The sequence below is a fragment of the Azospirillum mesophilum genome, from assembly GCF_053470405.2.
Genome location: NZ_JBPXMQ020000028.1, coordinates 1 through 21977, shown reverse-complemented (window position 1 = coordinate 21977; position 21977 = coordinate 1). Strand labels below are relative to the sequence as shown.

The window sequence follows — 21977 nt, the reverse complement described above, 5'->3', positions numbered from 1 at the left end:
TCAGCGCAACCCAACACCCGTCGCCATGTGAGCGATGTTGGGTTGCGCCTGCGGCTTAACCCAACCTACGGATGCTGCTTTTTCACCGCTTCAGCAGATCCAGCGACGCCAGCGCCATGACCTGCGCGGAGTGGACCATGTCGTCGATGCCGACATACTCGTCCGGCTGGTGGGCGAGGTCGAGGATGCCGGGGCCGTAGGCGATGCAGTCCTTCAGGTGCCCAACGCGGACGATGTGCTTCTGGTCGTAGGTGCCGGGGGACACGACCTGCGCCGCCGGGCGGCCCAGGACCGTTTCGATGGCCGCCTCCACCGCGCGGACAACCGGGGCGTCGGCGTCGGTCATGGTCGGCAGGAAGGCCAGCACCTCCCGCAGCTCGTAGTCGAAGCCGGGGCGTTCACGCCGCAGATCCTCCAGGATGCCGACGATCTCCGCCTTCACCGCGTCCGGATCCTCCTCGATCAGGTAGCGGCGGTCGATGACCATGCGGCAGCTGTCCGGTACCATGGGGCTGGGCAGTCCTTCGTGGTCTTCCGGCTGGCCGCCGTGGATGGCGTTGATGTTCAAGGTGGACTGGCGCGCGCCCTCCGGCACCACGGGCATGGCGGTGCGCTTGGCGGCCAGACGTGGAATCAGCTCCGTCTCGATCCGGTGCAGCACGGCCCCCATGTGGCGCACCGCGCAGTTGCCGAGGAAGGGCATGGAGCCGTGGGCGACGCGGCCCTTCGTTTCGATCTCCGCCCACCAGACGCCGCGGTGGCCGATGCACACCCGGTCGACGTTCAGCGGTTCCGGAATGATGACGTGATCGACGCGCGGGCGGGAGAAATAGCCGAGCCTCGCCAGATGCCCGACGCCGCCGTAGCCGCCGGACTCCTCGTCCACCGTGCCGGAGATTTCCAGGGCGCCGGCGAAGGGGATGCCCTCCTCCAGGATCGATTCGACGGCGATGATGGAGGCGGCGATGCCGCCCTTCATGTCGCAGGCGCCGCGCCCGTAGACGCGGCCGTCCTTCACGACCCCTTCGAAGGGATCGACCGTCCAGCCCCGCCCGGCCGGCACCACGTCGATGTGGCCGTTGAAGTGCACGCAGGGGCCGGGCCGCCGACCCTCGATGCGCGCGACGACGTTGGTGCGCGGGTAGCGGTCGCTGTCGCCGGGCGCCCCTTCAGCCCGCACATACTCGACCTGGAAGCCTCGGGCGGCCAGCCGCCGGCCGATGAATTCGGCGCAGGGCGTGTAGGCGTCGCCCGGCGGGTTCACGGTGGGAATGCGAATCAGGTCGCGGGTGAGGGCGACGAGATCCTCCCGGCGCTCCTCAATGCGGCGGAACAGGGCGTCCCTGAAATCGACCGGCATGCATCCTCCCGCGAACAATCCGACTTTGGTCGTTTGCGGGAGGATAGGGCGAATCGCACCGTTCGTGGATGGCTTTTATGCCCCCACCCCGAAGGCGGCGTGCAGGGCGGCGGTGTCCTCGAAGAAGCGGTAATGGGCGATGCGGCCGTCGCGGATGCGGCAGGCCACGGCCCAGGCGGTGTCGAACAGCGCCCCGGTGCTGCGGACGCGGTGGCGCAAGTGCCCCCAGGCGACCGCGCTATCGCCGTCCTGCATGGTCTTCTCGATCGTGAAGGTCTGCGGTTCGAAGGCCTCGCTCAGCCCGGCGAAGAAGCGGCGGACGCCGTCGTGGCCGTGGTAGGTGCCGTAGAGGAACAGCTCCGGCGAGGGTTCCGGACGGACCGCGACGAAGTCCGCCGCCGGATCGACGAGCGCCAGCACGGCGTCCATGTCCTTGCGCCCAAGGGCCTGGAAGAAGGCGGTCAGCACGTTTTCGCTCATGGTGTTCATCCTCGCGCAATGGGTGGGTGCGGCAAGGGTGCCCCTCGACGAATGGAACGGCTACGACCAAGATCGGCGGTCCATTTTCCAAAAATGGAAAGCTGATGGATTGGGATGACCTGCGCTTTTTCCTGGCCGTGGCGCGCGGCGGCACGCTGACGGACAGCGCGCGGCGGCTGAAGACCAGCCCCTCGACGGTCGGGCGGCGCTTGGCGTTGCTGGAACAGGCGCTTGGCGTCACGCTGTTCGCGCGGCATGTCTCCGGCTACAGCCTCACCGACGAGGGGCGGGCGCTGCTGGCGCGGGCGGAGACGGTGGAGGGCGAATTCCAGCGGCTGGAGACCGAGGTCGCCGGGCTGGCGCGCGGCAGCTTCGGCGACGTGCGTCTGGCGACGGCGGAAAGCTTCGCCACCCATCTGGTGATCCCCCGGATGCCGGCCTTCCGCGCCCGCCATCCGGGCGTACGGCTCCAGGTCGCCACGTCGGTGCGGACCATCGGTCTGACCCGGCGGGAGGCGGACCTCGCCCTGCGGCTGGCGCGGCCGGAACAGGGCAATCTGGTGGTTTGCAAGCTCGGCACCATGGCGCACGGGTTCTACGCCGCCCCCGCCTATTTGCAGGGAAGACCGTCCGTTGATGCGGAGGATTTGGCGGCGCACGCGGTCATCGGATGGGACGAGGAGTTCGCCGCCATGCCGGTGGTGCGCTGGCTGAACGACCGCTTGCGGGGCCGCCGGCCCGTGTTCGACACCACCAGCATCGGCCAGCAGGTCGCCGCCGCCCGCGCCGGGCTGGGGCTGGCCTTGCTCCCCTGCTTCGTGGGCGACGGGGAAGCCGGGCTGCTGCGGGTTGCCGGGCCGGCCGGTCTGGTGGAACAGGACATCTGGCTGGTGATCCACGCCGACGTGGCCGCGTCCGCCCGCGTGCGGGCGGTGGCCGACTTCCTGGCGGAGACCGTAAGGCAGGAGAGGGACCGGCTGGCCGGCCGCCGCCTCCCGTAAACTCACATGTCCAGCCCGATGTCGAGGTTCGGGGCGCTGTGGGTCAGCCAGCCGACGGAGATCATGTCCACGCCCGACTCGGCGATGGCCCGTGCGGTGGCGAGCGTGACGTTGCCGGACGCCTCCGTCACCATGCGGCCGTCCACCATGGCGACGGCGCGGCGCAGCGTCTCCGGGTCCATGTTGTCGAGCAGGACGACGTCCACCGGCAGGGTCAGCAGCTCCTCCAGCTGCGCCAGCGTGTCCACCTCCACCTCCACCTTCACCATGTGGCCGATGGCGGCGCGCACGCGCTCGACCGCCGGGCGGATGCCGCCGGCCACGGCGATGTGGTTGTCCTTGATCAGCACCGCGTCGTCCAGCCCGAAGCGGTGGTTGAAGCCGCCGCCGAGCCGCACCGCGTGCTTCTCCAGAACGCGCAGGCCGGGGGTGGTCTTGCGGGTGCAGACGATGCGGGCACGGGTGCCCTCCACCGCGCGGACCAGCGCGCGGGTGGCGGTGGCGATGCCGGACAGGCGGCCCATGATGTTCAGCGCCGTGCGCTCGGCGGTCAGCAGGGCGCGGGCGCGGCCGGTCACCGTCGCGATGGTGCCGCCGGGCGGCACGTCGCTGCCGTCGCCATGCCCGATGGCGATGGCGACGTCCGGGTCCAGCGTGCGGAAGGCGGCCAGCGCCACCTCCAGCCCGGCGACGCGCCCGTCCTTGCGCGCGGCGAGACGCGCGGTCGCCATGGCGTCGGCTGGGATGATGCTGTCGGTCGTGATGTCCCCGGCGCGCCCGAGATCCTCAGCCAGGGCGGCGCGGACGATGGGCTCGTAGGTCAGAGGATGGAGCATGCGGCCTCTCCGGTCACAGGTTCGTTGGGGCGGGCACGGGGCACGTCGGGAAGGTCGTTCAGGGTGAAGCGGTCGCGCCGGGCCAAGGGGTCCTCCTGCGGGAAGTCCGACCGGACGTGGGCGCCCCGGCTTTCGCTGCGGTTCAGCGCGGCGTGGACGACGAGACGGCTGGTCAGCAGCCGGTTGCGCGCCTCGCCCCAGCGGCGGACCGTGGCGACGGTCGGCGGGTCGAGGGGGCGGCCGTCCTGGCCGAGCATGTCGAGCGCGACCGACAGGCGGTCCAGCCGCTGCCGCGCGGCGCGCAGGGTCGCGCCGTCGCGCACCAGCCCGGCGGCCTGGTAGAGCGTGTCGCGCGCCTCCGCCGTCATGGCGTCGATCAGCGCCGCCGCCATTCCGCCCGCGATGGCCGGCGGGTTGGGCAGGGCGAAGGGCGGCGGGGCGGACAGCGGGCGTTCCGCCACGTCGCGGGCGACGCGGGCGCCGAACACCAGCGCTTCCAGCAAGGAATTGCTGGCCAGCCGGTTGGCGCCGTGCACGCCGGTGCAGGCGACCTCACCGCAGGCCCACAGCCCGTCCAGGTCGGTGCGGCCGGACAGGTCAGTGACGACGCCGCCCATGTGGTAATGCGCGGCGGGGGCGACGGGCATGGATGCCGCCCACGGGTCCAGCCCGTGCTGGGCGCAGAGCGCCAGCACGGTGGGAAAGCCGTCGGGCTTGGCGGCCAGCGCGGGGCGCAGGTCGAGGTACACCGGCTCGCCCCGCGCCACGCGGGCGCCGATGGCGCGGGCCACCACGTCGCGCGGCGCCAGTTCGGCCAGCGGGTGCTCAGCCACCATGAAGCGCTCGCCGCGCCGGTCGAGCAGCCGGGCGCCGGCCCCGCGCAGGGCTTCGGTCAGCAAGGGGGCGGGGTCGGCGTCCACGGCGAGCGCGGTGGGGTGGAACTGCACGAACTCCACGTCGGCCAGGGTCGCCCCGGCGCGGGCGGCTAGCGCCAGCCCGTCGCCGGTGGCTTCCGGCGGGTTGGTGGTGCGGGCGAAGGCGGCGCCGATGCCGCCGGTCGCCAGCACGATGCGCGAGGTGCGGTGGAACACCCAGCCGTCGGGGTGGCAGGCCAGCACGCCGCAGACCCGCCCGTTGCGAACCGCGAGATCCACGGCGAAGGCTTCGGTTTCCACGCGGATGGACGGTGTGGCGCGGACTTTGGCGGACAGCGCCGCGACCAGGGTCGGGCCGGTGGCGTCGCCTCCGGCGTGGACGATGCGCGCGGTCCCGTGCGCCGCCTCGCGCCCCAGCAGAGGTGCGCCGTCGGCGGTGCGGTCGAAGGGAAGGCCGGCGTCGAGCAGCGCCTGCACCCGCTCCGCCCCCTCCCGCGCCAGGACCAGCGCGCGTTCGGCGTCCACGAAGCCGGCGCCGGCCGCCACCGTGTCGGCGGCGTGGTCCTCCGGCCGGTCGCCGGGGCCGATGGCGGCGGCGATGCCCCCCTGGGCGTAATGGCTGGAGCCGCCCGGCAGATCGGCGGTCTTGGTCAGCAGCGTGACGGACCGGGGCGCCAGCTCCAGCGCCACCGTCAGCCCGGCAAGGCCGGAGCCGACGACGACCACATCAGCGTCTCTGACAGTGTAGGGGACGGTGTAGGGGGTGACCATCGCGGCCTCCCTGAATTGTGGTTCAGCGCGGCTTGACGGCGAGCATCCGCTCCACGGAGCGGCGCGCCCGCTCGGCGACGTCCGGGGCGATCTCCACGCGCGGTTCCAGCGTGCGCAGGGACTCCAGGATGTTCGCCAGCGTGATCTTCTTCATGTGCGGGCACAGGTTGCAGGGCCGCACGAACTCCGTTTCCGGAGAAGAGGCGGCGACGTTGTCGCTCATCGAGCATTCGGTCACCATCAGAACGCGCGGGGGCTGGCGTTCCGACACGAAGTCGATCATGCGCGCGGTGGAGCCGACGAAGTCCGCGGCCTCCAGCACGTCCGGCGGGCATTCCGGGTGGGCGATGACGACCAGATCGTCGAAACGGCCCCGGAAGTCGCGGATCTCGTCGCCGGTGAAGCGCTCGTGCACCTCGCAATGGCCCTTCCAGGCGATGATCTCCACGCTGGTCTGGGTGGCGACGTATTTCGCCAGGAACTCGTCCGGCAGCATGATGACGCGGGGCACGCCCAGCGATTCCACAACCTCCACCGCGTTGCCGGAGGTGCAGCAGATGTCCACCTCCGCCTTCACCTCGGCCGAGGTGTTGACGTAGGCGACCACCGGCACGCCCGGATAGCGTTCCCGCAGCAGCCGAACGTCGGCGGCGGTGATCGATTCGGCCAGCGAGCAGCCGGCCCCGGTGTTCGGGATCAGCACGGTCTTGGCCGGGTTCAGCAGCTTCGCCGTCTCCGCCATGAAATGCACGCCGGCCAGGACGATCACGTCGGCCTCCGTCTGCGTCGCCCTGGCGGCCAGCGCGAGGCTGTCGCCGACGATGTCGGCCACGCCGTGGAAGATCTCCGGCGTCTGATAGTTGTGGGCCAGGATGACCGCGTTGCGCTCCCGTTTCAGGCGGTTGATCTCGTGCACCAGCGGGGCGTGGAAGGGCCACTCCACGGCGGGGATCACGCGCTTGACGCGCTCGTAAACCGGGCGCGTGGCCTCGGCGATGGCGGGGGTGTAGGCGAGGGCGCTGGAGGCGGTCATGACGCATCCCCTTAATGCTCTGTCTGAGCAAAACGGTAATTGCTCTGAATGAGCATATCAAGAGGAAAAAGCAAATCGCCTCCCGTCCCGGGGGCTCCGGAGCGGGAGGGGCCTGACCGGACCGCGCCTACTTGCGCTGCGCCGACTGGGCGTAGATGTAGGAGTCGAAGGAATTCTCGGCCACGCGGAACCACAGACGCTCCTCGTCGCAGAAGGGCTTCCAGGCGTCGTAGACCTTCTTGAAGCGCGGGTTCTTGGCCGACAGCTCGTCATACAGCTCGTAGGCGATCTTCTCGCAGGCCTGCATCACCTCGCGCGGGAAGGCGCGGAGTTGGACGCCGCCGGCGACCAGACGCTTCAGCGCCGCCGCGTTGACGGTGTCGTACTTGGCGATCATCCAGCTGTTGGCCTCCCAGCAGGCCTGCTCCAGGATGACCTTGTAGGCGGGGGGAAGCTGTTCCCAGGCCGTGATGTTGATCATCAGCGGGATCTGGGCCGAGCCCTCCCACCAGCCGGGCGCGTAGTAGTATTTGGCGACCTTGTGGAAGCCCAGCTTCTCGTCGTCATAGGGGCCGACGAACTCCGCCGCGTCGATGGTGCCGCGCTCCAGCGCCGGGTAGATGTCGCCGCCGCCGAGCTGCTGCGGGACCAGCCCCAGCTTGCCCATGATCGTGCCGGCCAGACCGCCGACGCGCATCTTCAGGCCGTTCAGATCCTCGGTGGTCTTGATCTCCTTGCGGAACCAGCCGCCCATCTGGGCCGAGGTGTTGCCGGCGGGGATGTTGTAGATGTTATGTTCCTTGAACAGCTCCCGCATCAGCTCCAGCCCGCCGCCGTGCATCATCCAGGCGATGTGCTGGCGCGTGTTCAGGCCGAAGGGCATGGCCGTGTCGAAGCAGAAGGTCGGGTCCTTGCCGATGTAGAAATAGGCGGCGGACTGGCCGCACTCCACCGTGCCGTTCTGCACCGCGTCGAGCACCTGGAGCGCCGGGACGATCTCGCCCGCCGCGAAGGTGCGGATCTGGAACTTGTTGTCGGTTGCCGCGGCCACGCGCCGGGCGATCAGTTCCACGGCGCCGTAGATGGTGTCGAGGCTCTTGGGATAGCTCGACGCCAGGCGCCACTTGATTTCCGGCTGGCTCTGCGCGATGGCCGGGGCGGCGACGGTGCCGGCGGCGATGCCGGCGCCGGCGCTGGTCAGAAAGGCACGACGTTTCATGGGGTGGGGTCTCCCTTCCCTTTTCATTATGATTCTGTCCGCCGTATTAGCCGAAAATGTCGCAGCGGGCCACCCATGGGTATGCAGGGCGGCTCTGCGCGACCGGAAGCGTCGCCGTGGGGGCCTCGCCGTGAGGATTGTCAGTGGTCGAGCCTTCGGGCCATCATCCGGTCGCCCCTCAACGAAACCGACATAAGGAAACGCACGGGCATGGACGCACAGGACCTGCGGGCGCTTCAGGCGCCGCTGAAGGACAAGTACAAGGACGCGCCGGAGTCGGCGGTCGTCACGCTGAAGGCCAAGGGGGCGCTGGACGACACCGGCATCGCCTGCAAGGTGGACACCGGCCGCGCGCTTGTGGAGGCCGGCCTGCACCCGGCGACGGGCGGGCCGGGCACCCAGGCCTGTTCCGGCGACATGCTGCTGGAAGCGCTGGTCGCCTGCGCCGGCGTGACGCTGAAGGCGGTCGCCACGGCGCTGGAGTTCAATCTGCGCGGCGGCACCGTGTCGGCGGAAGGCGACCTGGATTTCCGCGGAACGCTGGGCGTGACGAAGGACGCGCCGGTCGGCTTCCGCGCCATCCGCCTGCGCTTCGACCTGGACACCGACGAGTCGCCGGAGCGCATCGCCACCCTGACCAGGCTGACCGAACGCTATTGCGTGGTCTACCAGACGCTGGCCAGCCCACCGCCGATCTCCCTGACGATCGAGACGGGGGTGGCGGGGTAACCGGGTTCCGGGGCGGAGCCGGGGGGCTTCCCCCGGAGCCGCCTCAATCCGTTAGGAAGGGGTTGTAGAGGCGCTCTTCCCCGATGGTGGACATCGGGCCGTGGCCGGGGATGAAGGACACGTCGTCGCCCAGCGGGAACAGCTTCGTCTTGATGGCCGTGATCAGGTCGCCGTGGTTGCCGCGCGGGAAGTCGGTGCGGCCGATGGAACCCTGGAACAGCACGTCGCCGACGATGGCGAGCTTGCTCGGCTTGTGCACGAAGACGACATGGCCCGGCGTATGGCCGGGGCAGTGCAGCACGTCCAGCGTCAGGTTGCCGACGGTCACCGTGTCGCCGTCCTCCAGCCAGCGGTCGGGCGTGAAGCTGCGCACCGGCGGGAAGCCGAACATCTGGCTCTGCTGCGGCATGCCGTCGATCCAGAACTGGTCCTCGCGCTGAGGCCCCTCGATGGGCAGCTTCAGTTGGTCCGCGAGGTCGGCGACGCCGCCCGCGTGGTCGATGTGGCCGTGCGTGACGAGGATCTTCTCCAGCGTCACGCCCTTCGACTGGGCGGCGCGCAGGATCAGGTCGATGTCCCCGCCGGGATCGACGGCGGCGCCCTTCATCGTTTCGGGGCACCACAGCAGCGTGCAGTTCTGCTGGAACGGAGTGACCGGAACGATGATGGTCTGCATGCCCTGTCCTTCGCGAATCGGTGGTCGATCGGGCTGGACCTTACGCGCCACGGCCGGTCCGGGCAAGATCCGGTACCATTTCCCGATCAACGCGGCTATATGGGGTGCGCCCCGTGTTTTTCTTCTCCTTTGCCCGCCGCCGGGAACGGATTCGCACCGAATGCTGTCGCAAAAAGCCAAATACGCGCTGCGCGCGCTGATCATGCTGGCCGAACGGACGGATGACGAGCTTGTGCTGATTGCCGAGATCGCCGAGCGCGAGAACATCCCGCGCAAGTTCCTGGAAGCCATCCTGGTGGAGTTGCGCAAGCACGGCCTGCTGTTCGCCAAGCGCGGCAAGAGCGGCGGCTACCGGCTGGCCCGCCCGGCGGCGGAGATCACCTTCGGCGAGGTCATCCGCCTGATCGACGGGCATCTGGCGCCGATCCCCTGCGCCAGCAAATACTCCTTCCGCCCTTGCGAGGACTGCATCGACCCGGCCACCTGTTCCGTGCGCTGGCTGATGGTGCAGGTGCGCGACGCCACCGCGGGCGTGCTGGACAACCAGACGCTGGCCGACGCGTTGCGCCATCGGCAGTCCACGGGCGGCCTTCCGGTCAATTTCGACATTTGAGCCGGTCCGGGCCAAAGCCGGCCCTCTTGCATAGCCGGAAAGCCCGGCTGGCCCCAGCCTGCTCCGGCAGATATCCCTTCAGCGGTAATCCATTTATGCTGTGTGGGCGGGGTGGTCTTTGGGGGGAACGAAGTCTGCCTGCCGCCGGAAAACAAAAAACGAATTCCAGGAGTGGCAATGTCTCTTGAAGAGGATCGGGCAGAGCGCACGGGGGGCGACGAAACCCGTCTTGAGTGGTTTGGAGCGAAAATTTTCAGTCAGTCCGATGAGGACGGGATCATAGCGGAGATTTTCCGGCGCATCGGGGTGACGAACCGCGTGTTCGTCGAATTCGGCGCCGAAGTGGGCAGCGAGAACAACACGCGCCTTCTGCTGGAAACCGGCTGGTCCGGACTGTGGATCGAAGGTTATCCGGATTATGTCGGCAGCATCAAATGGAACTTCCGTCACCGCATCGCCCGCGGCGACCTGAAGTTTCATGACGAGTATGTGACCAAGGACAACATCAACCCGATCATCAGCGGCGCCGGGCTCGGTGGCGAGATCGATTTCCTGTCCATCGACATCGACGGGAACGATTACCACGTCTTCAAGGCGATCGACGTCATCAACCCGCGCGTGGTGTGCCTGGAGCACAACCACTGCTACGATCCGGGTGTCGAATACGTGATGCCCTACAATCCGGACTACCGGTGGGGCGCCGGGCAGTCCGACTTCGGCGCGTCGCTGACCTCGATGGCCAGACTGGCGAGTGAGAAGGGCTACACGCTGGTGGGCTGCACGCTGTACAGCGCGAACGGCTTTTACGTCCGCAACGATCTGATCGGCGACCGCTTCACCGGCCCCTTTACGCCGGAGCGCTTCTTCAATCACATGAACTACGAGAAGGTGGTCTCCTTTCCGCGCCTCGTCGGTTGACCGGAGGCGGCTGACTGGGGGAGGGCGCGGGTCAGGGCATCAGGTCCACGGCCACGAACACGCGGTCCAGCGCGCGGTTCGTGGCCTCGCGCACCACACCGGCCTCCAGCAGTTCATCCACCAGAAGCTGCGCGCCGCGGAAGGTGCTGCCCAGCCGCTTCTGAATGCGGCGCACGGTGAAGGCGGGCTCCTCGAACAGGATGTCCAGCACGTCGGGCAGGCGGGAGTTGCGGCGCTTCACGCCCACGCGCCGACGCCATCCCGCTGCCACATGCTCCAGCGCCAGGGCGCGTTCGCGCTCCCGCCGGGCGGTCTCGGCCACCGCGTCGGCCAACCAGCCCCGCCAGTCCTCCTCCCGCCCGCGCGCGGCGATGCCGGCGGCGGTGCGGTCGCTTTGCATCGCCACCGACATCGGCAGCCAGACGTTCGGCACGCGGCAGGTTCGCGCCACCGCCACGGCCCCCATCAGCCGGGCCGCGGGCACGGCCCAGGCCGGGATGCGCAGGTCGGGCGCGGGACGGAGCAGTTCCGCCAGCATGCCCACCCCGCCGAGCAGCGCCGGATCCTGTCCGGCGCCGTCCAGCCGCCGGAGCAGCGCCGCAGCCTCCTCCTCCCGCTGGGGGGAGAAGGCCAGCCGGCCGGGGTCGCGCCCCGACACCTCCGCCTGCAGGCAGCGCCACAGCGCCTCCATCCAGGCGAGTGTCCAGGCCGGTGGGCGGTCGTCCAACGACCGGGCGCCCGACTCCCCGTCCGTGCCCTCGTCCGGCGGGCTGTCCAGGGGGCCGCCCAAATCCTCCAACCCGGCCTCCAGCTCCGCGACGGCACGCCAAGCCTCGGCGGCGGCACCTCCGGCGGGCCGGGGCGGGGCTGAGTCGTCCCGCCGCGCGGGGGCGGCGATGACGCCCTGGGTGAAGCGGGCGCCCTGCCACAGGGCGCGGACCGACTGCGCCGCGCCGCGCCCCGCGGTGGGCACGAGGTCGGCATTGACGGTCGCCACCAGGAAGTCCGTCGCGTCCACCGCCACCCCGTCGAGTCGCGCCGCCGCGCAGGCCTCGCGCCGCGCCGCGTCGGCCCACAGCCGGCGTCGCCGCTCCGGATCGTGCATGACCTCGGCCAGCCGGCCGAGCGCACGTTCGGCCTCCAGCAAGGCGGTCAGGATGGCGGGGGAGAGGGGGGTGGACTGCATCGTGGCGGGGTCGGTTCGGGAGCGGTTGTCGGGCGGGGAGGCGAGCCGCCATGATACGGATACGGTGCTTTGCTACCAGCCTCTTCACCAGCCCCTTCGGATGAATGTGTGAAACTGTCTTGCCTTGGACGTGGGACGACGAAAAATGGCTTTGCAGCGGGCGGCCGGTTTGGCAAACTCTAGGGGAAAAATAGAAAATATAACACGATAAAAGTGGGTAAATACTGTGGTATGAGATTGGGCCGGCGACGGTCCGCCCTGCCGGAACAGTGCAAGCCCCAGCCCAGCGAGAACCCGGCCCTACGCCGAGTCCGGTCAACAGAATGGAGTGCGTCATGTCGTTCCGCCACCGCTTGTCGACACTGGCCACGGGGGTCCTCTTATCCCTCCTGATGGCCACCGCCGCCCAGGCGCAGGACAAGCTGCTGAACGTTTCCTACGACCCGACGCGCGAATTCTACGTGGAAATCAACCAGGCCTTCGCCAAGGCGTGGAAGGCGGAGAGCGGCCGCAGCGTCTCGATCAAGCAGTCGCACGGCGGGTCGGGCAAGCAGGCGCGCTCGGTGATCGACGGGCTGGACGCCGACGTGGTGACGCTGGCGCTGGCCTACGACATCGATGCGATCGCCGACGCCGGGGTGCTCGCCAAGAACTGGCAGTCGCGGCTGCCCAACAACAGCGCGCCCTACACCTCGACCATCGTGTTCCTGGTGCGCAAGGGCAACCCCAAGCAGATCAAGGACTGGGACGATCTGGCGAAGCCGGGCGTCCAGGTCGTCACGCCGAACCCGAAGACCTCGGGCGGGGCGCGCTGGAACTATCTGGCCGCCTGGGCCTACGCGCTCGACAAGACCGGCAACGACGAGGCCAAGGCCAAGCAGTTCGTCGCCGACCTGTTCAAGAACGTCCCCGTGCTGGACAGCGGCGCCCGCGGCGCCACCGTCACCTTCAGCCAGCGCGGCATCGGCGACGTGCTGCTCGCCTGGGAAAACGAGGCGCATCTGGCGCTCCAGGAGTTCGGGGCGAAAAATTTCGAGATTGTCGCCCCGTCCCTGTCGATCCTGGCCGAACCGCCGGTCGCCGTGGTGGACAGCGTCGTCGACCGCAAGGGCACCCGCAAGATCGCGGAGGCGTATCTGCAGTTCCTCTACAGCCGGGAGGGGCAGGAGATCGCCGTGAAGAACTTCTACCGCCCCCGCCTGCCGGAACTGGCAACCCAGTATGCGGACCGCTTCGCGAATGTTAAGCTGGTGACCATCGACCAGTCCTTCGGCGGCTGGCGCGCGGCCCAGGAGAAGCATTTCGCGGATGGCGGCGTCTTCGACCAGATTTACCAGAAGGGCCGCTGATCCGTGGTCGCGGCATCGACAACGGACACCGCGCTCCCCACGACGGGGGGCTCGGTGCTGAGCACGCTCAAGAAGCCCAGCGTCATCCCCGGATTCGGGCTGACCATGGGGTTCACCCTGACCTACCTCGGCCTGATCGTGCTGCTGCCGCTGGCGGCGCTGGCGGTGAAGGCTGCGGGGCTCGGCTGGTCCGGCTTCTGGAGCGCGGTGCTGACGCCCCGCGTTCTGGCGGCCTTCGAGATCAGCTTCGGCCTGTCGCTGGTTGCCGCCGGCATCAACGCGGTGTTCGGCTTCATCGTCGCCTGGGTGCTGGTCCGCTACCGCTTTCCGGGCGCCCGCCTCGTGGACGCGCTGGTCGACCTGCCCTTCGCCCTGCCGACGGCGGTCGCCGGCATCGCGCTCAGCGCGCTGTACGCCCCCAACGGCTGGGTGGGCAAGCTGCTGATGGACTGGTTCGGTCTGAAGGTCGCCTTCACGCCGCTGGGCATCGCCGTCGCGCTGACCTTCATCGGCCTGCCCTTCGTGGTGCGGACGGTGCAGCCGATCCTGCAGGACCTGCCGCCGGAGGAGGAGGAGGCCGCGGCCTCGCTCGGCGCCACGCGCTGGCAGACCTTCCGTAGGGTGGTGTTCCCCGCGCTGTTCCCGGCGCTGCTGACCGGCTTCGCGCTGTCCTTCGCGCGCGGGGTGGGGGAGTACGGGTCGGTCATCTTCATCGCCGGCAACATGCCCGGCGTGTCGGAGATCGTGCCCCTGCTGATCGTCATCAAGCTGGAGCAGTACGACTACGCCGGCGCGTCGGCGGTCGCCACGCTGATGCTGATGGCGTCCTTCGTGCTGCTTCTGATCCTGAACATTCTGCAAGCCTGGATGAGGTCGCGCCATGCTCGCTAGCAAGAGCGGTCAGCCCCCGGCGCTGGCCGATCGGAACTGGGTGCGCGGGTTGGCGGTCGCGACGGCGCTGGCCTTCCTGTTGCTGTTCCTGGTGCTGCCGCTGGTCTCCGTCTTCGTCGAAGCGCTGAGCCGCGGCGTGGACGCCTATTGGGACGCGCTGGTCGAACCCGACGCGGTGGCGGCCATCCGGCTGACGCTGATCGTCGCGGCCATCGCCGTGCCCATGAACCTGGTGTTCGGCATCACCGCGTCCTGGTGCATCGCCAAGTTCGACTTCCGCGGCAAGGACCTGCTGATCACGCTGATCGACCTGCCCTTTTCGGTGTCGCCGGTCATCTCCGGCATCATCTACGTGCTGATGTTCGGCCTGCACGGGGTGTTCGGGCCGTTCCTGAAGTCGCAAGGCATCCAGATCATCTTCGCGGTGCCGGGACTCGTGCTCGCCACCATCTTCGTCACCTTCCCCTTCGTCGCGCGCGAGCTGATCCCGCTGATGCAGGAGCAGGGCACGGAGGAGGAGGAGGCGGCGCTGGTGCTGGGCGCCAGCGGCTGGCAGACCTTCCGGCGGGTGACGCTGCCCAACATCAAGTGGGGCCTGATGTACGGCGTGCTGCTGTGCAACGCCCGCGCGATGGGCGAATTCGGCGCGGTGTCCGTCGTCTCCGGCCACATCCGGGGCGAGACCAACACGATGCCGCTGCACGTCGAGATTCTCTACAACGAATACAACTTCGTCGCCGCCTTCTCGGTGGCCTCGGTGCTGGCCATGCTCGCCCTCGTCACGCTGGTGGCGAAGACGCTGCTGGAATGGCGCTTCGGGGCCGAGCTGGCCGCGACCCGTCATTGAGGCGATCCACGACCATGGCGATCCAGATTTCCGGTATCACCAAGCAGTTCGGGCATTACACCGCGCTCGACTCGGTGGATCTCGACGTGCGTTCGGGCGAACTGCTGGCCCTGCTCGGGCCGTCGGGCTCGGGCAAGACGACGCTGCTGCGCATCATGGCGGGGCTGGAGCACGCCGACAGCGGCAGCCTCCAACTCCACGGCGAAGAGGCGCTGGGCCTGTCCCCGCGCGAGCGTCAGGTGGGCTTCGTCTTCCAGCACTACGCCCTGTTCCGGCACATGACGGTGTTCGATAACGTCGCCTTCGGCCTGAACGTTCGCCCGCGCGCGCAGCGCTTCGGCCGGGCGGAGATCAAGCGGCGGGTGATGGAGCTGCTGGAGCTGGTCCAACTCGCCCACTTCGCCGACCGCTACCCGGCGCAGCTCTCCGGCGGCCAGCGGCAGCGCGTGGCGCTGGCCCGCGCGCTGGCCATCGAGCCGAAGGTCCTGCTGCTGGACGAGCCGTTCGGCGCGCTCGACGCCAAGGTCCGCAAGGAACTGCGGCGCTGGCTGCGCAAGCTGCACGACGACATCCACATCACCTCCGTCTTCGTGACCCACGACCAGGAGGAGGCGCTGGAGCTGGCCGACCGTGTCGTGGTGATGAGCCAGGGCCGCATCGAGCAGGTGGGCAGCCCGGCCGAGGTCTATGACCACCCGGCCTCCGCCTTCGTGTACGAGTTCCTGGGGCAGGTGAACCGCTTCGACTGCACGGTGAACGACGGCGTGGCGCGCACCGCCAACGGCGCCCTGTCGATCCCGACCGACGGCGGAGTCCAGGGGCCGGCCATCGCCTATGTGCGCCCGCACGACCTGGGGCTGAGCCCCTGCACGGGCGGCCCCGGCCGCGTCTCCGGCATCCACGTCGTCGGCCCGGACGCGCGGATCGAGGTCGATCTGGCCGGCCTGACGCTGGAAGCGGAAATGGACCGCGAGCGCCTGTCCGTCCTCGGCCTCCGCCCCGGCGACGGCTGCGCCGTCCACATCGACCGCGCGCGGGTCTTCCCGAGGCGGTAAAGGGCACTCACCCCCGCACGACCCTTCTCACCCCCTCCCGGAAGGCCGTGGCGCCGCCGTTCGCCGGATGGCGCACGGCGGGGACGGTGGAGCCGAGCGCGGACATGGTGAGGGTTGACAAGCGCCGCCGGGCGGTCTCGCCGACGGCGACCACCGTCCGGCCCGGGAACAGCGCCAGGAAGCGGTCCAACAGGTCGGCCTGCTCCTCCACCTCCTGGTCGGTCGGGGTGCGGTTGGTCAGCGGCTCGTCCGACCGGTGCGGATGGAAGGCGAAGCTGTTCCACAGCACGAAGCGGTCCGCCGCGAGGCCCAGCCCCAACAGGGTCGTCCACACGATGGTCGCGGTCGGCTCGCAGAAGCCGCCCGCGCGCTCGGCGGTGTTGCGGGCGATGGATTCGGCGCTGGTGCGGCGCTTCGGGCCGGCGAAGACCAGATCGGGCGGCACGCCCGGCTTGGCGCCCAGCAGCGTGCGCTCGCAGGTCATGGGCACGCCGCTGAAGCGGGCGCCCTGGTAGCCGACCGCCTCCGCGATCAGCACCAGCTCCGCCCGGTCGATCCGCGAGCCCAGATAGGCCTTCAGGTGGGCGCGCCGGACCTTCGGTGCGTCGGGGCCGCTGTCGACGCCGGGCGTCCAGTCGGTCCAGGGCCGGAAAACGCCGGGGCCGACGGTGCGGCGGCCGAGTGCGGTCAGGAAACTGTCCAAGGCGGTCACGATCGCTCCCGGTGCTGTGCGTTTTCGTTCTGATGGCGTCGGGGACTCTGCCCGGCGGGCTTAGTCACAATGACGATGGGCGGGACCCGTCCGATCCGGGGACTAATTCCGAAAGCTGAGCCGTAACGCCATTGCTTTTTGACCTCCCATGCTACGGACGTGTTGTCCATTCCGCATTGCACCGTAGGCAGGAGAAGGCGGATGGAGCACCCCGGACTGTCACAGGCCGCACGGCACGACGGAGTCCTGGTGGGGGCGAGGGTCGGGTCGCGGGCGTGGTTCCCGTCGCTGGCGTCGGCGCTGCCGCTGGCGATCACGCTGATCCTGCTGGTTTTGCCGCTGCTGCTGGTGGAGATGCCGCCGCTCCTCGACTACCCGAACCATCTGGCGCGGGTGGACGTGCTGCTGCACTACCGCACCGACCCGTTCCTGGGCGAACACTACACCGCCTCCCTGACGCCGGTGCCGAACCTGCTGATGGAAGCGGTCATGCTGCCGCTCGCCAGCCTCCTGCCGCTCTACGTGGCCGGGCGGCTGTATGTGGCGCTGACGGTGGTGCTGACGCTGGTCGGCGTGCTGATGCTGCATCGGACGCTGTTCCAGCGCTGGAGCCTGTGGCCGCTGTGCGGGGCGCTGTTCGTCTACAACGCCACGCTGATCGGCGGATTCATGAGCTTCACGCTGGGGATCGCCTTCCTGCTGATCGGCCTGTCCCTGTGGATCGGGCTGGAGGGCAGGAGATCGCAGCTTCCCGTTGGGGCGGCCTTCGCGCTGTTCCTCTATTTCTCGCACGCGATCGTGCTGGGCGCCTACGCGCTCTGCCTGTTCGGCGTGGAGGCGACCAAGTATGTCGGTGCCGGCCGAAAGCCCTTCACGGTCGCCAACATCGGGCGCGACGCCGCCCGCTTCGCCGCCCTGCTGATCCTGCCGGTTCTGCTGTTCGCCACCACGGTGGGGATGCAACTGCTCCATTCCGACGCGGCGGCGGTGGGCGCACACGACAAGTCGCCGCTGCTGATCGTGAAGGAGATCTACTGGCGCCTGAAGAAGCTGACGGAGCTGCGGCACTGGGGCTATCGCCTCAACGACATGCTGACGCCGACGCTGAACTACAACACGCTGCTGGACGCGGTGACGCTGCTTCTGGTCGTCGGCGGGGTGGTGCTGGCGGCGCTGACGCGGCGGCTGCGGGCGTCGAAGGCGATGATGCTCGTGGTGGGCATCTTCGTCGTCTGCTTTCTGGTGATCCCCGACCCCTTCTTCGGCACCTACTTCGTCTCCATCCGCTTCTGGATTCTGGCGGCGCTTTTGCTGGTCGCCGGCACGGACGTGCGCTTCGGCAGCCCGCGCGCGGCGGCGGTCTTCGCGGTGGCCTTCCTGGCCCTGCTCGGGGTCCGCACGGCGGTGCTGGTTTCCAACTGGTACGGCTATCAGGGCGACGTGGCCGACCTGCGCCGCGCCATGGAGCGGATCGAGCCGGGCAGCAGCGTGCTGATCGCCTGGGCCGGGCAGGAGGCGGGCTGCTGCAACACGCGCGAGTTCCTGCTGACGCAGCCGCCCTGGCGCCACTCGCTGGTAGCGCTGCCGAGCCTGATCCACCTGCCCTCGATCATCACGGTGGAGCGGCGCGCCTATGTGCCGACCCTGTTCAGCCACCCCGGCAAGCAGCCGCTGACCGTGACCAAGCCCTACCGTGACCGCTGCATGGCGATCTACGAAGGCGTGCCGGTGGACGTGCGCCTGCTGACCCGGCCGGAGGAGGCCACCCAGCGCGACCATGTGGAACCCTGCCCGCACTACATCGGCTGGCGCGAGAAGTACGACTATGTGCTGGTGATGTTCGCCAACACCTTCCACCAGTTCGGCCTGCGCCCGCCGCCGGGCGTGGAGGAGCGCTACCGGGGCGACGTCTTCGACCTGTGGAAGGTGGAACGGTGACTCAAGTCCCGTGACTCAGGCGGCGTTGTCGCGCCCCTCGGCGCCGGGCTGCTCGGCCAGCTCGGCGTAGCCGCGGTCGCGGACGTCCTTGAGGCTGCGATCCACGGCCTCCGCCTCCACGCCGGCGCTGCGCAGGACGAGGCTGGCCATCTGCAGGCTGGCCTCGATCGTTTCCGGCACCACGGCACTGGCGCCGGCCGTCTTCAGCGTGGCGCCCCGGTTCAGGTCATGGGCGCGGGCGACGATGGACAGGCTGGGCGCGGCCCGGCGAATCGATTCGACCGCGCGCTCTGCCGTCTCCGGCCGGTTGACGGTGATCACCGCGGTCCGCGCCCGCTCGATGCCTGCGGCGCGCAGCACCCCGACCTGACTGGAATCGCCGTAATAGACCGGCAACCCCTCGGCCCGCGCCTTGGCGACGCGCTGGGGGTCGAGGTCCAGCGCGACGAAGGGGATGCCGTGCGCGGTCAGCAGGCGGGCGATGGCCCGCCCGACCCGGCCATAGCCGGCGATCAGCACATGGCCCTTCATGTCGTTGGTCTCGATGCCGAAGGCCTCCGCGCCCAGCCGCGCCTCGATGGCCTGGGCCAGACGCTGGGCGACGGCGCCGATCAGCGGCGTCACCGCCATGCTGAGCGCCACGGAGGAGGACAGCAGCAGCCCCGTCTCAGGGTCCAGCACGGACAGGCCGGTCGCCTTGCCGATCAGCACGAAGGCGAACTCGCCGCCTTGCGAGAGCAGCAGCCCGACCCGCAGCGCCGTCGCCACACCCAGCCCCGACAGCCGGCATAGCGCGAACAGCAACACGCTCTTGCCGGCCAGCAACGCGGCGGTCAGCATCAGGATTTCGTCCATCCGCGCGCCCATGGCCGGAAGGTCCAGCGTCATCCCCACGGTCATGAAGAACAGGCCGAGCAGAAGGCCCCGGAACGGTTCGATGTCCGCCTCCACCTGATGGCGGAAGGCGGTGTCGGCCAGCAGCATGCCGGCGAGGAAGGCGCCCAGCGCCATCGACATGCCGGCCTCCGCCGTCAGCCAGCCGACCGCCAGCACCAGGAACAGGTTGGTGGCGGTGAAGACCTCCGGGCTGTTGGCCGAGGCGACGAACTGGTAGAGCGGACGCACCACGAAGCGCCCCAGCAGCATGATCACGCCGATGGCCCCGCCAGCTTTCACGGCGGCGAGCGCCAGCGCCTGCGGGATGCTCGTGTCTCCTCCCGCCAGCAGGGGCAGCAGCGTCAGCAGCGGCACCACCGCCAGATCCTGGAAGATCAGCACCGCCACGGAGATTCGGCCGAACCGCGCCACCGTCTCCCCGCGCTCCACCAGCAGCTTCAGCACCGTCGCGGTGGAGGAGAAGGCCAGCATGCCGCCGATCACCAGCGCCGCAGCCGCGCTCTCCCCCAGTGCGTAGGCCGCGCCGCCGATGGCCGCGCTGGTGAAGAAGACCTGCATCAGGCCAAGGCCGAAGATGTAGCGGCGCATCGCCCGCAGCCGCGACAGCGGCAACTCCAGCCCGATGGCGAACAGCAGGAACACGACCCCGAACTCCGACAGGATCTGGGGCATTTCCACGTCCACGACCGGCCCCGGCGTGTGGGGACCCAGCATCGCGCCCGCCACCAGATAGCCCAGCACCGCGGGAACGCACAGCGCCTGGAACAGCGGCACGACGACGATGGCGCTCAGCAGAAGGAACAGGATGTCGAGGAGAAGTCGGGGATCGTGCATGGCCGTGTGCGCCGCAAAAACAAGTCTAGGCTGTGGGGCGTCCTGTATGGGCCGGGACACCCGCCGCTGCAAGCATGGTGGCACACACATGGACGATTTGGCGGTTTGCGCCCGTGCGTTCAGGCCGCGGGTCCGGCCAGAAGGTCGTCGACGGCGGCCAGCAGCTCGTCGGTGTCGAAGGGCTTGAACAACAGCCTGTCGGCGCCGTGCATTTCGGAAAGCTTGAGCGAATAGGCGGCCGGGAAGTCGTCGCTGCCGCCGGACATGGCGATCACCGCCGGCCCACCACCCGCCAATGCGCCGCCATCCGCACGCAAGCGCCTGACCAGCTCCATGCCGTCCATGCCGGGCATCATCATGTCCACGACGACGAGGTCGAAGGGCGCCTTGGCGACCTCGGCAAGGCCGGAGGCCCCGTCCTGCGCCTCGACCACCGCGTGGCCGCGATTCTCCAGCGTCATGCGCAGCAGCGCCGTGACGGAAGGAACGTCGTCGATCACCAGAATCCGCGCCATCGACGCCCTTTCCCCATGAAGCCCGTCACGGTCCGCTCTGCGCCAGCCGGTCAATCCGCCGCCGCACCGGCCGGCCGGACCCGTTCGTCCTGCTCACCGTCCTCATCCGCGTCGCGGCTCCGCCCGCCCTGGCCGGCGGAGCGCTGAGCACGCCGCAGGAGAAGCGTGCGCAGAACCTGGTCGAGCCCGTCGGCCAGCGCGCCATGCTGCTGGTCGCTCAGGCTGGCGATGGCCGCCGCCAATTCGTTCAGCGGATCGTTGGCGAGGATGCCGTGGCCCCGCTCCGTCAGGATCAGGCTGACGGAGCGGCGGTCCCTCTCGCTGCGGTGCCGCTCCAGCAATCCCTTCTTCAGCAGCGCGGAAATGGTCTGGCTGGCCGTGCCCTTGGTCGTGCCGTGATGGCGCGCGAAGGCAACGACGCTGCGCGCGCTCGCGTTCGCCTGGGCGAAATAGCGCAAGGCCGCCCATTGGGCCGGGTTCAGCCCCTCGGTAAAGGCGAGGTTGGCCGTCGTCCGCAGCACTTGGGCCATCACCTCGGCGGTTGCGCGTGCGCGTGGGCGCATGCCGGACCCCTTTATGCCAGCAGGCACGCGGCACCCTTCCGATGGTTCGCCGCGTGATGTTTCAAAGGATAAAGCCCGCCGCCGAGCCTGTCCACCAATGCCCGTGCCTGCGTCAAAGGCCCAGGGAAGACTTATGTGCGGACGATCCGTGCCACGGCCGATCTGTGGCAAAAAGCGGACGGGGTGTTTTCCGCTGGATCGCCGGACGGCTCTCCCCTATATAGCGCCTCCCCGGCGGACACGGCCATCACGGCCGCTGATCGCGGGGCTCCTCGGGAAGGGAAGGGCAGGGGATTTCGGTGCGGCTTGGCCGCCTGGCACGAAAGTGCTTTCGGCGGTTTGGCGAAAGTCAAAACAAAGGGCTTGACGGCCTCTGACGAAAGCACTAAGTTGACCCTCTGCCGGCGCGACGATCGTTCGCGCTTCTCCGATCTTCCAGACCTTTGGGCGCAAAGCCACCGGATCACCGGAGGCAACGCTGTCGGGTCGGGCGGGGACTGGTTCTTGGACATCGTTAAACGTGAAATCGAGAAGGGATGCGCAGGCGGCGGTGTTTTGGCCGTTGGCCGCGGACCAGTTCTTCGGAAGGGGGATCGGCATCGCGGGTCGTCTGTAGAGCATCCTGGTCAAGCAGTAAGAGACTTCAGTTTCGAAAGCTTGGGTGAGGGCGCTTGAGGCG

Annotated in this window: 21 protein-coding genes; 9 read left to right on the top strand and 12 right to left on the bottom strand. The window is 69.1% G+C overall.

Going from position 1 to position 21977, the window contains the following annotated elements; all coding sequences use genetic code 11:
• Positions 1-82: 82 nt before the first annotated feature.
• Positions 83-1360, bottom strand: a complete 1278-nt coding sequence (locus tag ACSVC7_RS22870; protein WP_448207127.1) for an acetylornithine deacetylase/succinyl-diaminopimelate desuccinylase family protein — start codon at positions 1358-1360, stop codon at positions 83-85.
• Between the two features lie 75 nt (positions 1361-1435).
• Positions 1436-1840 (bottom strand): nuclear transport factor 2 family protein, encoded by a 405-nt coding sequence (locus ACSVC7_RS22865; protein ID WP_448207126.1) that lies wholly within the window; start codon positions 1838-1840, stop codon positions 1436-1438.
• 104 nt (positions 1841-1944) lie between these two features.
• Here ACSVC7_RS22865 and ACSVC7_RS22860 point away from each other — a divergent pair, with 104 nt between their 5' ends.
• Positions 1945-2841, top strand: a complete 897-nt coding sequence (locus ACSVC7_RS22860; protein ID WP_448207125.1) for a LysR family transcriptional regulator — start codon at positions 1945-1947, stop codon at positions 2839-2841.
• Between the two features lie 2 nt (positions 2842-2843).
• Here the strand turns inward: ACSVC7_RS22860 and nadC are convergent, their stop codons facing one another.
• The 4 genes from nadC to ACSVC7_RS22840 all read right to left on the bottom strand — a co-directional run bounded on the left by nadC (position 2844) and on the right by ACSVC7_RS22840 (position 7575).
• Positions 2844-3677, bottom strand: a complete 834-nt coding sequence (gene nadC, locus ACSVC7_RS22855; protein WP_448207124.1) for a carboxylating nicotinate-nucleotide diphosphorylase — start codon at positions 3675-3677, stop codon at positions 2844-2846.
• Complete coding sequence (locus ACSVC7_RS22850; protein WP_448207123.1) at positions 3662-5323, bottom strand: L-aspartate oxidase; 1662 nt, start codon at positions 5321-5323, stop codon at positions 3662-3664. The genes nadC and ACSVC7_RS22850 overlap by 16 nt, the downstream gene beginning before the upstream one ends.
• Positions 5324-5345: 22 nt before the next feature.
• Complete coding sequence (gene nadA / locus ACSVC7_RS22845; RefSeq protein WP_448207122.1) at positions 5346-6356, bottom strand: quinolinate synthase NadA; 1011 nt, start codon at positions 6354-6356, stop codon at positions 5346-5348.
• 127 nt (positions 6357-6483) lie between these two features.
• On the bottom strand, positions 6484-7575 hold the full coding sequence (locus tag ACSVC7_RS22840; protein ID WP_448207121.1) for a TRAP transporter substrate-binding protein: 1092 nt from the start codon (positions 7573-7575) through the stop codon (positions 6484-6486).
• Positions 7576-7785: 210 nt separating this feature from the next.
• On the opposite strand from ACSVC7_RS22840, the gene ACSVC7_RS22835 reads away from it, so the two are divergent.
• Positions 7786-8304, top strand: a complete 519-nt coding sequence (locus ACSVC7_RS22835; protein ID WP_448207120.1) for an OsmC family protein — start codon at positions 7786-7788, stop codon at positions 8302-8304.
• Positions 8305-8347: 43 nt separating this feature from the next.
• Here the strand turns inward: ACSVC7_RS22835 and ACSVC7_RS22830 are convergent, their stop codons facing one another.
• A complete protein-coding gene (locus ACSVC7_RS22830; protein WP_448207119.1) occupies positions 8348-8980 on the bottom strand; it encodes an MBL fold metallo-hydrolase in 633 nt (210 codons plus the stop codon).
• 160 nt (positions 8981-9140) lie between these two features.
• Between ACSVC7_RS22830 and ACSVC7_RS22825 the strand changes: the two genes are divergently transcribed.
• Complete coding sequence (locus ACSVC7_RS22825) at positions 9141-9593, top strand: RrF2 family transcriptional regulator (RefSeq protein ID WP_448207118.1); 453 nt, start codon at positions 9141-9143, stop codon at positions 9591-9593.
• 306 nt (positions 9594-9899) lie between these two features.
• The gene (locus ACSVC7_RS22820; protein ID WP_483508681.1) at positions 9900-10511 is read left to right on the top strand and encodes a class I SAM-dependent methyltransferase; all 612 of its coding nucleotides are present in this window, start codon (positions 9900-9902) and stop codon (positions 10509-10511) included.
• A gap of 31 nt (positions 10512-10542) precedes the next feature.
• Here ACSVC7_RS22820 and ACSVC7_RS22815 read toward each other — a convergent pair whose 3' ends face one another.
• On the bottom strand, positions 10543-11697 hold the full coding sequence (locus ACSVC7_RS22815; RefSeq protein ID WP_448207116.1) for a hypothetical protein: 1155 nt from the start codon (positions 11695-11697) through the stop codon (positions 10543-10545).
• Positions 11698-12032: 335 nt separating this feature from the next.
• On the opposite strand from ACSVC7_RS22815, the gene ACSVC7_RS22810 reads away from it, so the two are divergent.
• From ACSVC7_RS22810 to ACSVC7_RS22795, 4 genes are read left to right on the top strand one after another with little or no spacing between them, the layout of a single operon-like run.
• Complete coding sequence (locus tag ACSVC7_RS22810; protein WP_448207115.1) at positions 12033-13046, top strand: sulfate ABC transporter substrate-binding protein; 1014 nt, start codon at positions 12033-12035, stop codon at positions 13044-13046.
• Between the two features lie 3 nt (positions 13047-13049).
• Positions 13050-13937 carry a sulfate ABC transporter permease subunit CysT gene (cysT, locus tag ACSVC7_RS22805; RefSeq protein ID WP_448207114.1) on the top strand — a complete coding sequence of 296 codons (888 nt, stop codon included), beginning with the start codon at positions 13050-13052 and terminating at the stop codon, positions 13935-13937.
• Positions 13927-14784, top strand: coding sequence for a sulfate ABC transporter permease subunit CysW (gene cysW / locus ACSVC7_RS22800; protein ID WP_448207113.1), 858 nt, complete (start codon positions 13927-13929; stop codon positions 14782-14784). Before cysT ends, cysW begins: the two co-directional genes overlap by 11 nt.
• 14 nt (positions 14785-14798) lie before the next feature.
• Positions 14799-15839 (top strand): sulfate/molybdate ABC transporter ATP-binding protein, encoded by a 1041-nt coding sequence (locus ACSVC7_RS22795; protein WP_448207112.1) that lies wholly within the window; start codon positions 14799-14801, stop codon positions 15837-15839.
• A gap of 7 nt (positions 15840-15846) precedes the next feature.
• Here the strand turns inward: ACSVC7_RS22795 and ACSVC7_RS22790 are convergent, their stop codons facing one another.
• Positions 15847-16551, bottom strand: a complete 705-nt coding sequence (locus tag ACSVC7_RS22790; protein WP_448207111.1) for a uracil-DNA glycosylase — start codon at positions 16549-16551, stop codon at positions 15847-15849.
• 201 nt (positions 16552-16752) lie between these two features.
• On the opposite strand from ACSVC7_RS22790, the gene ACSVC7_RS22785 reads away from it, so the two are divergent.
• Positions 16753-18489, top strand: coding sequence for a hypothetical protein (locus ACSVC7_RS22785; RefSeq protein WP_448207110.1), 1737 nt, complete (start codon positions 16753-16755; stop codon positions 18487-18489).
• Between the two features lie 15 nt (positions 18490-18504).
• Here the strand turns inward: ACSVC7_RS22785 and ACSVC7_RS22780 are convergent, their stop codons facing one another.
• From ACSVC7_RS22780 to ACSVC7_RS22770, 3 genes are all read right to left on the bottom strand, one after another.
• Positions 18505-20220, bottom strand: a complete 1716-nt coding sequence (locus ACSVC7_RS22780; protein WP_448207109.1) for a monovalent cation:proton antiporter-2 (CPA2) family protein — start codon at positions 20218-20220, stop codon at positions 18505-18507.
• A 119-nt stretch (positions 20221-20339) separates the two neighbouring features.
• The gene (locus ACSVC7_RS22775; protein ID WP_448207108.1) at positions 20340-20735 is read right to left on the bottom strand and encodes a response regulator; all 396 of its coding nucleotides are present in this window, start codon (positions 20733-20735) and stop codon (positions 20340-20342) included.
• Between the two features lie 50 nt (positions 20736-20785).
• On the bottom strand, positions 20786-21298 hold the full coding sequence (locus ACSVC7_RS22770; RefSeq protein WP_448207107.1) for a MarR family transcriptional regulator: 513 nt from the start codon (positions 21296-21298) through the stop codon (positions 20786-20788).
• Positions 21299-21977: the final 679 nt, after the last annotated feature.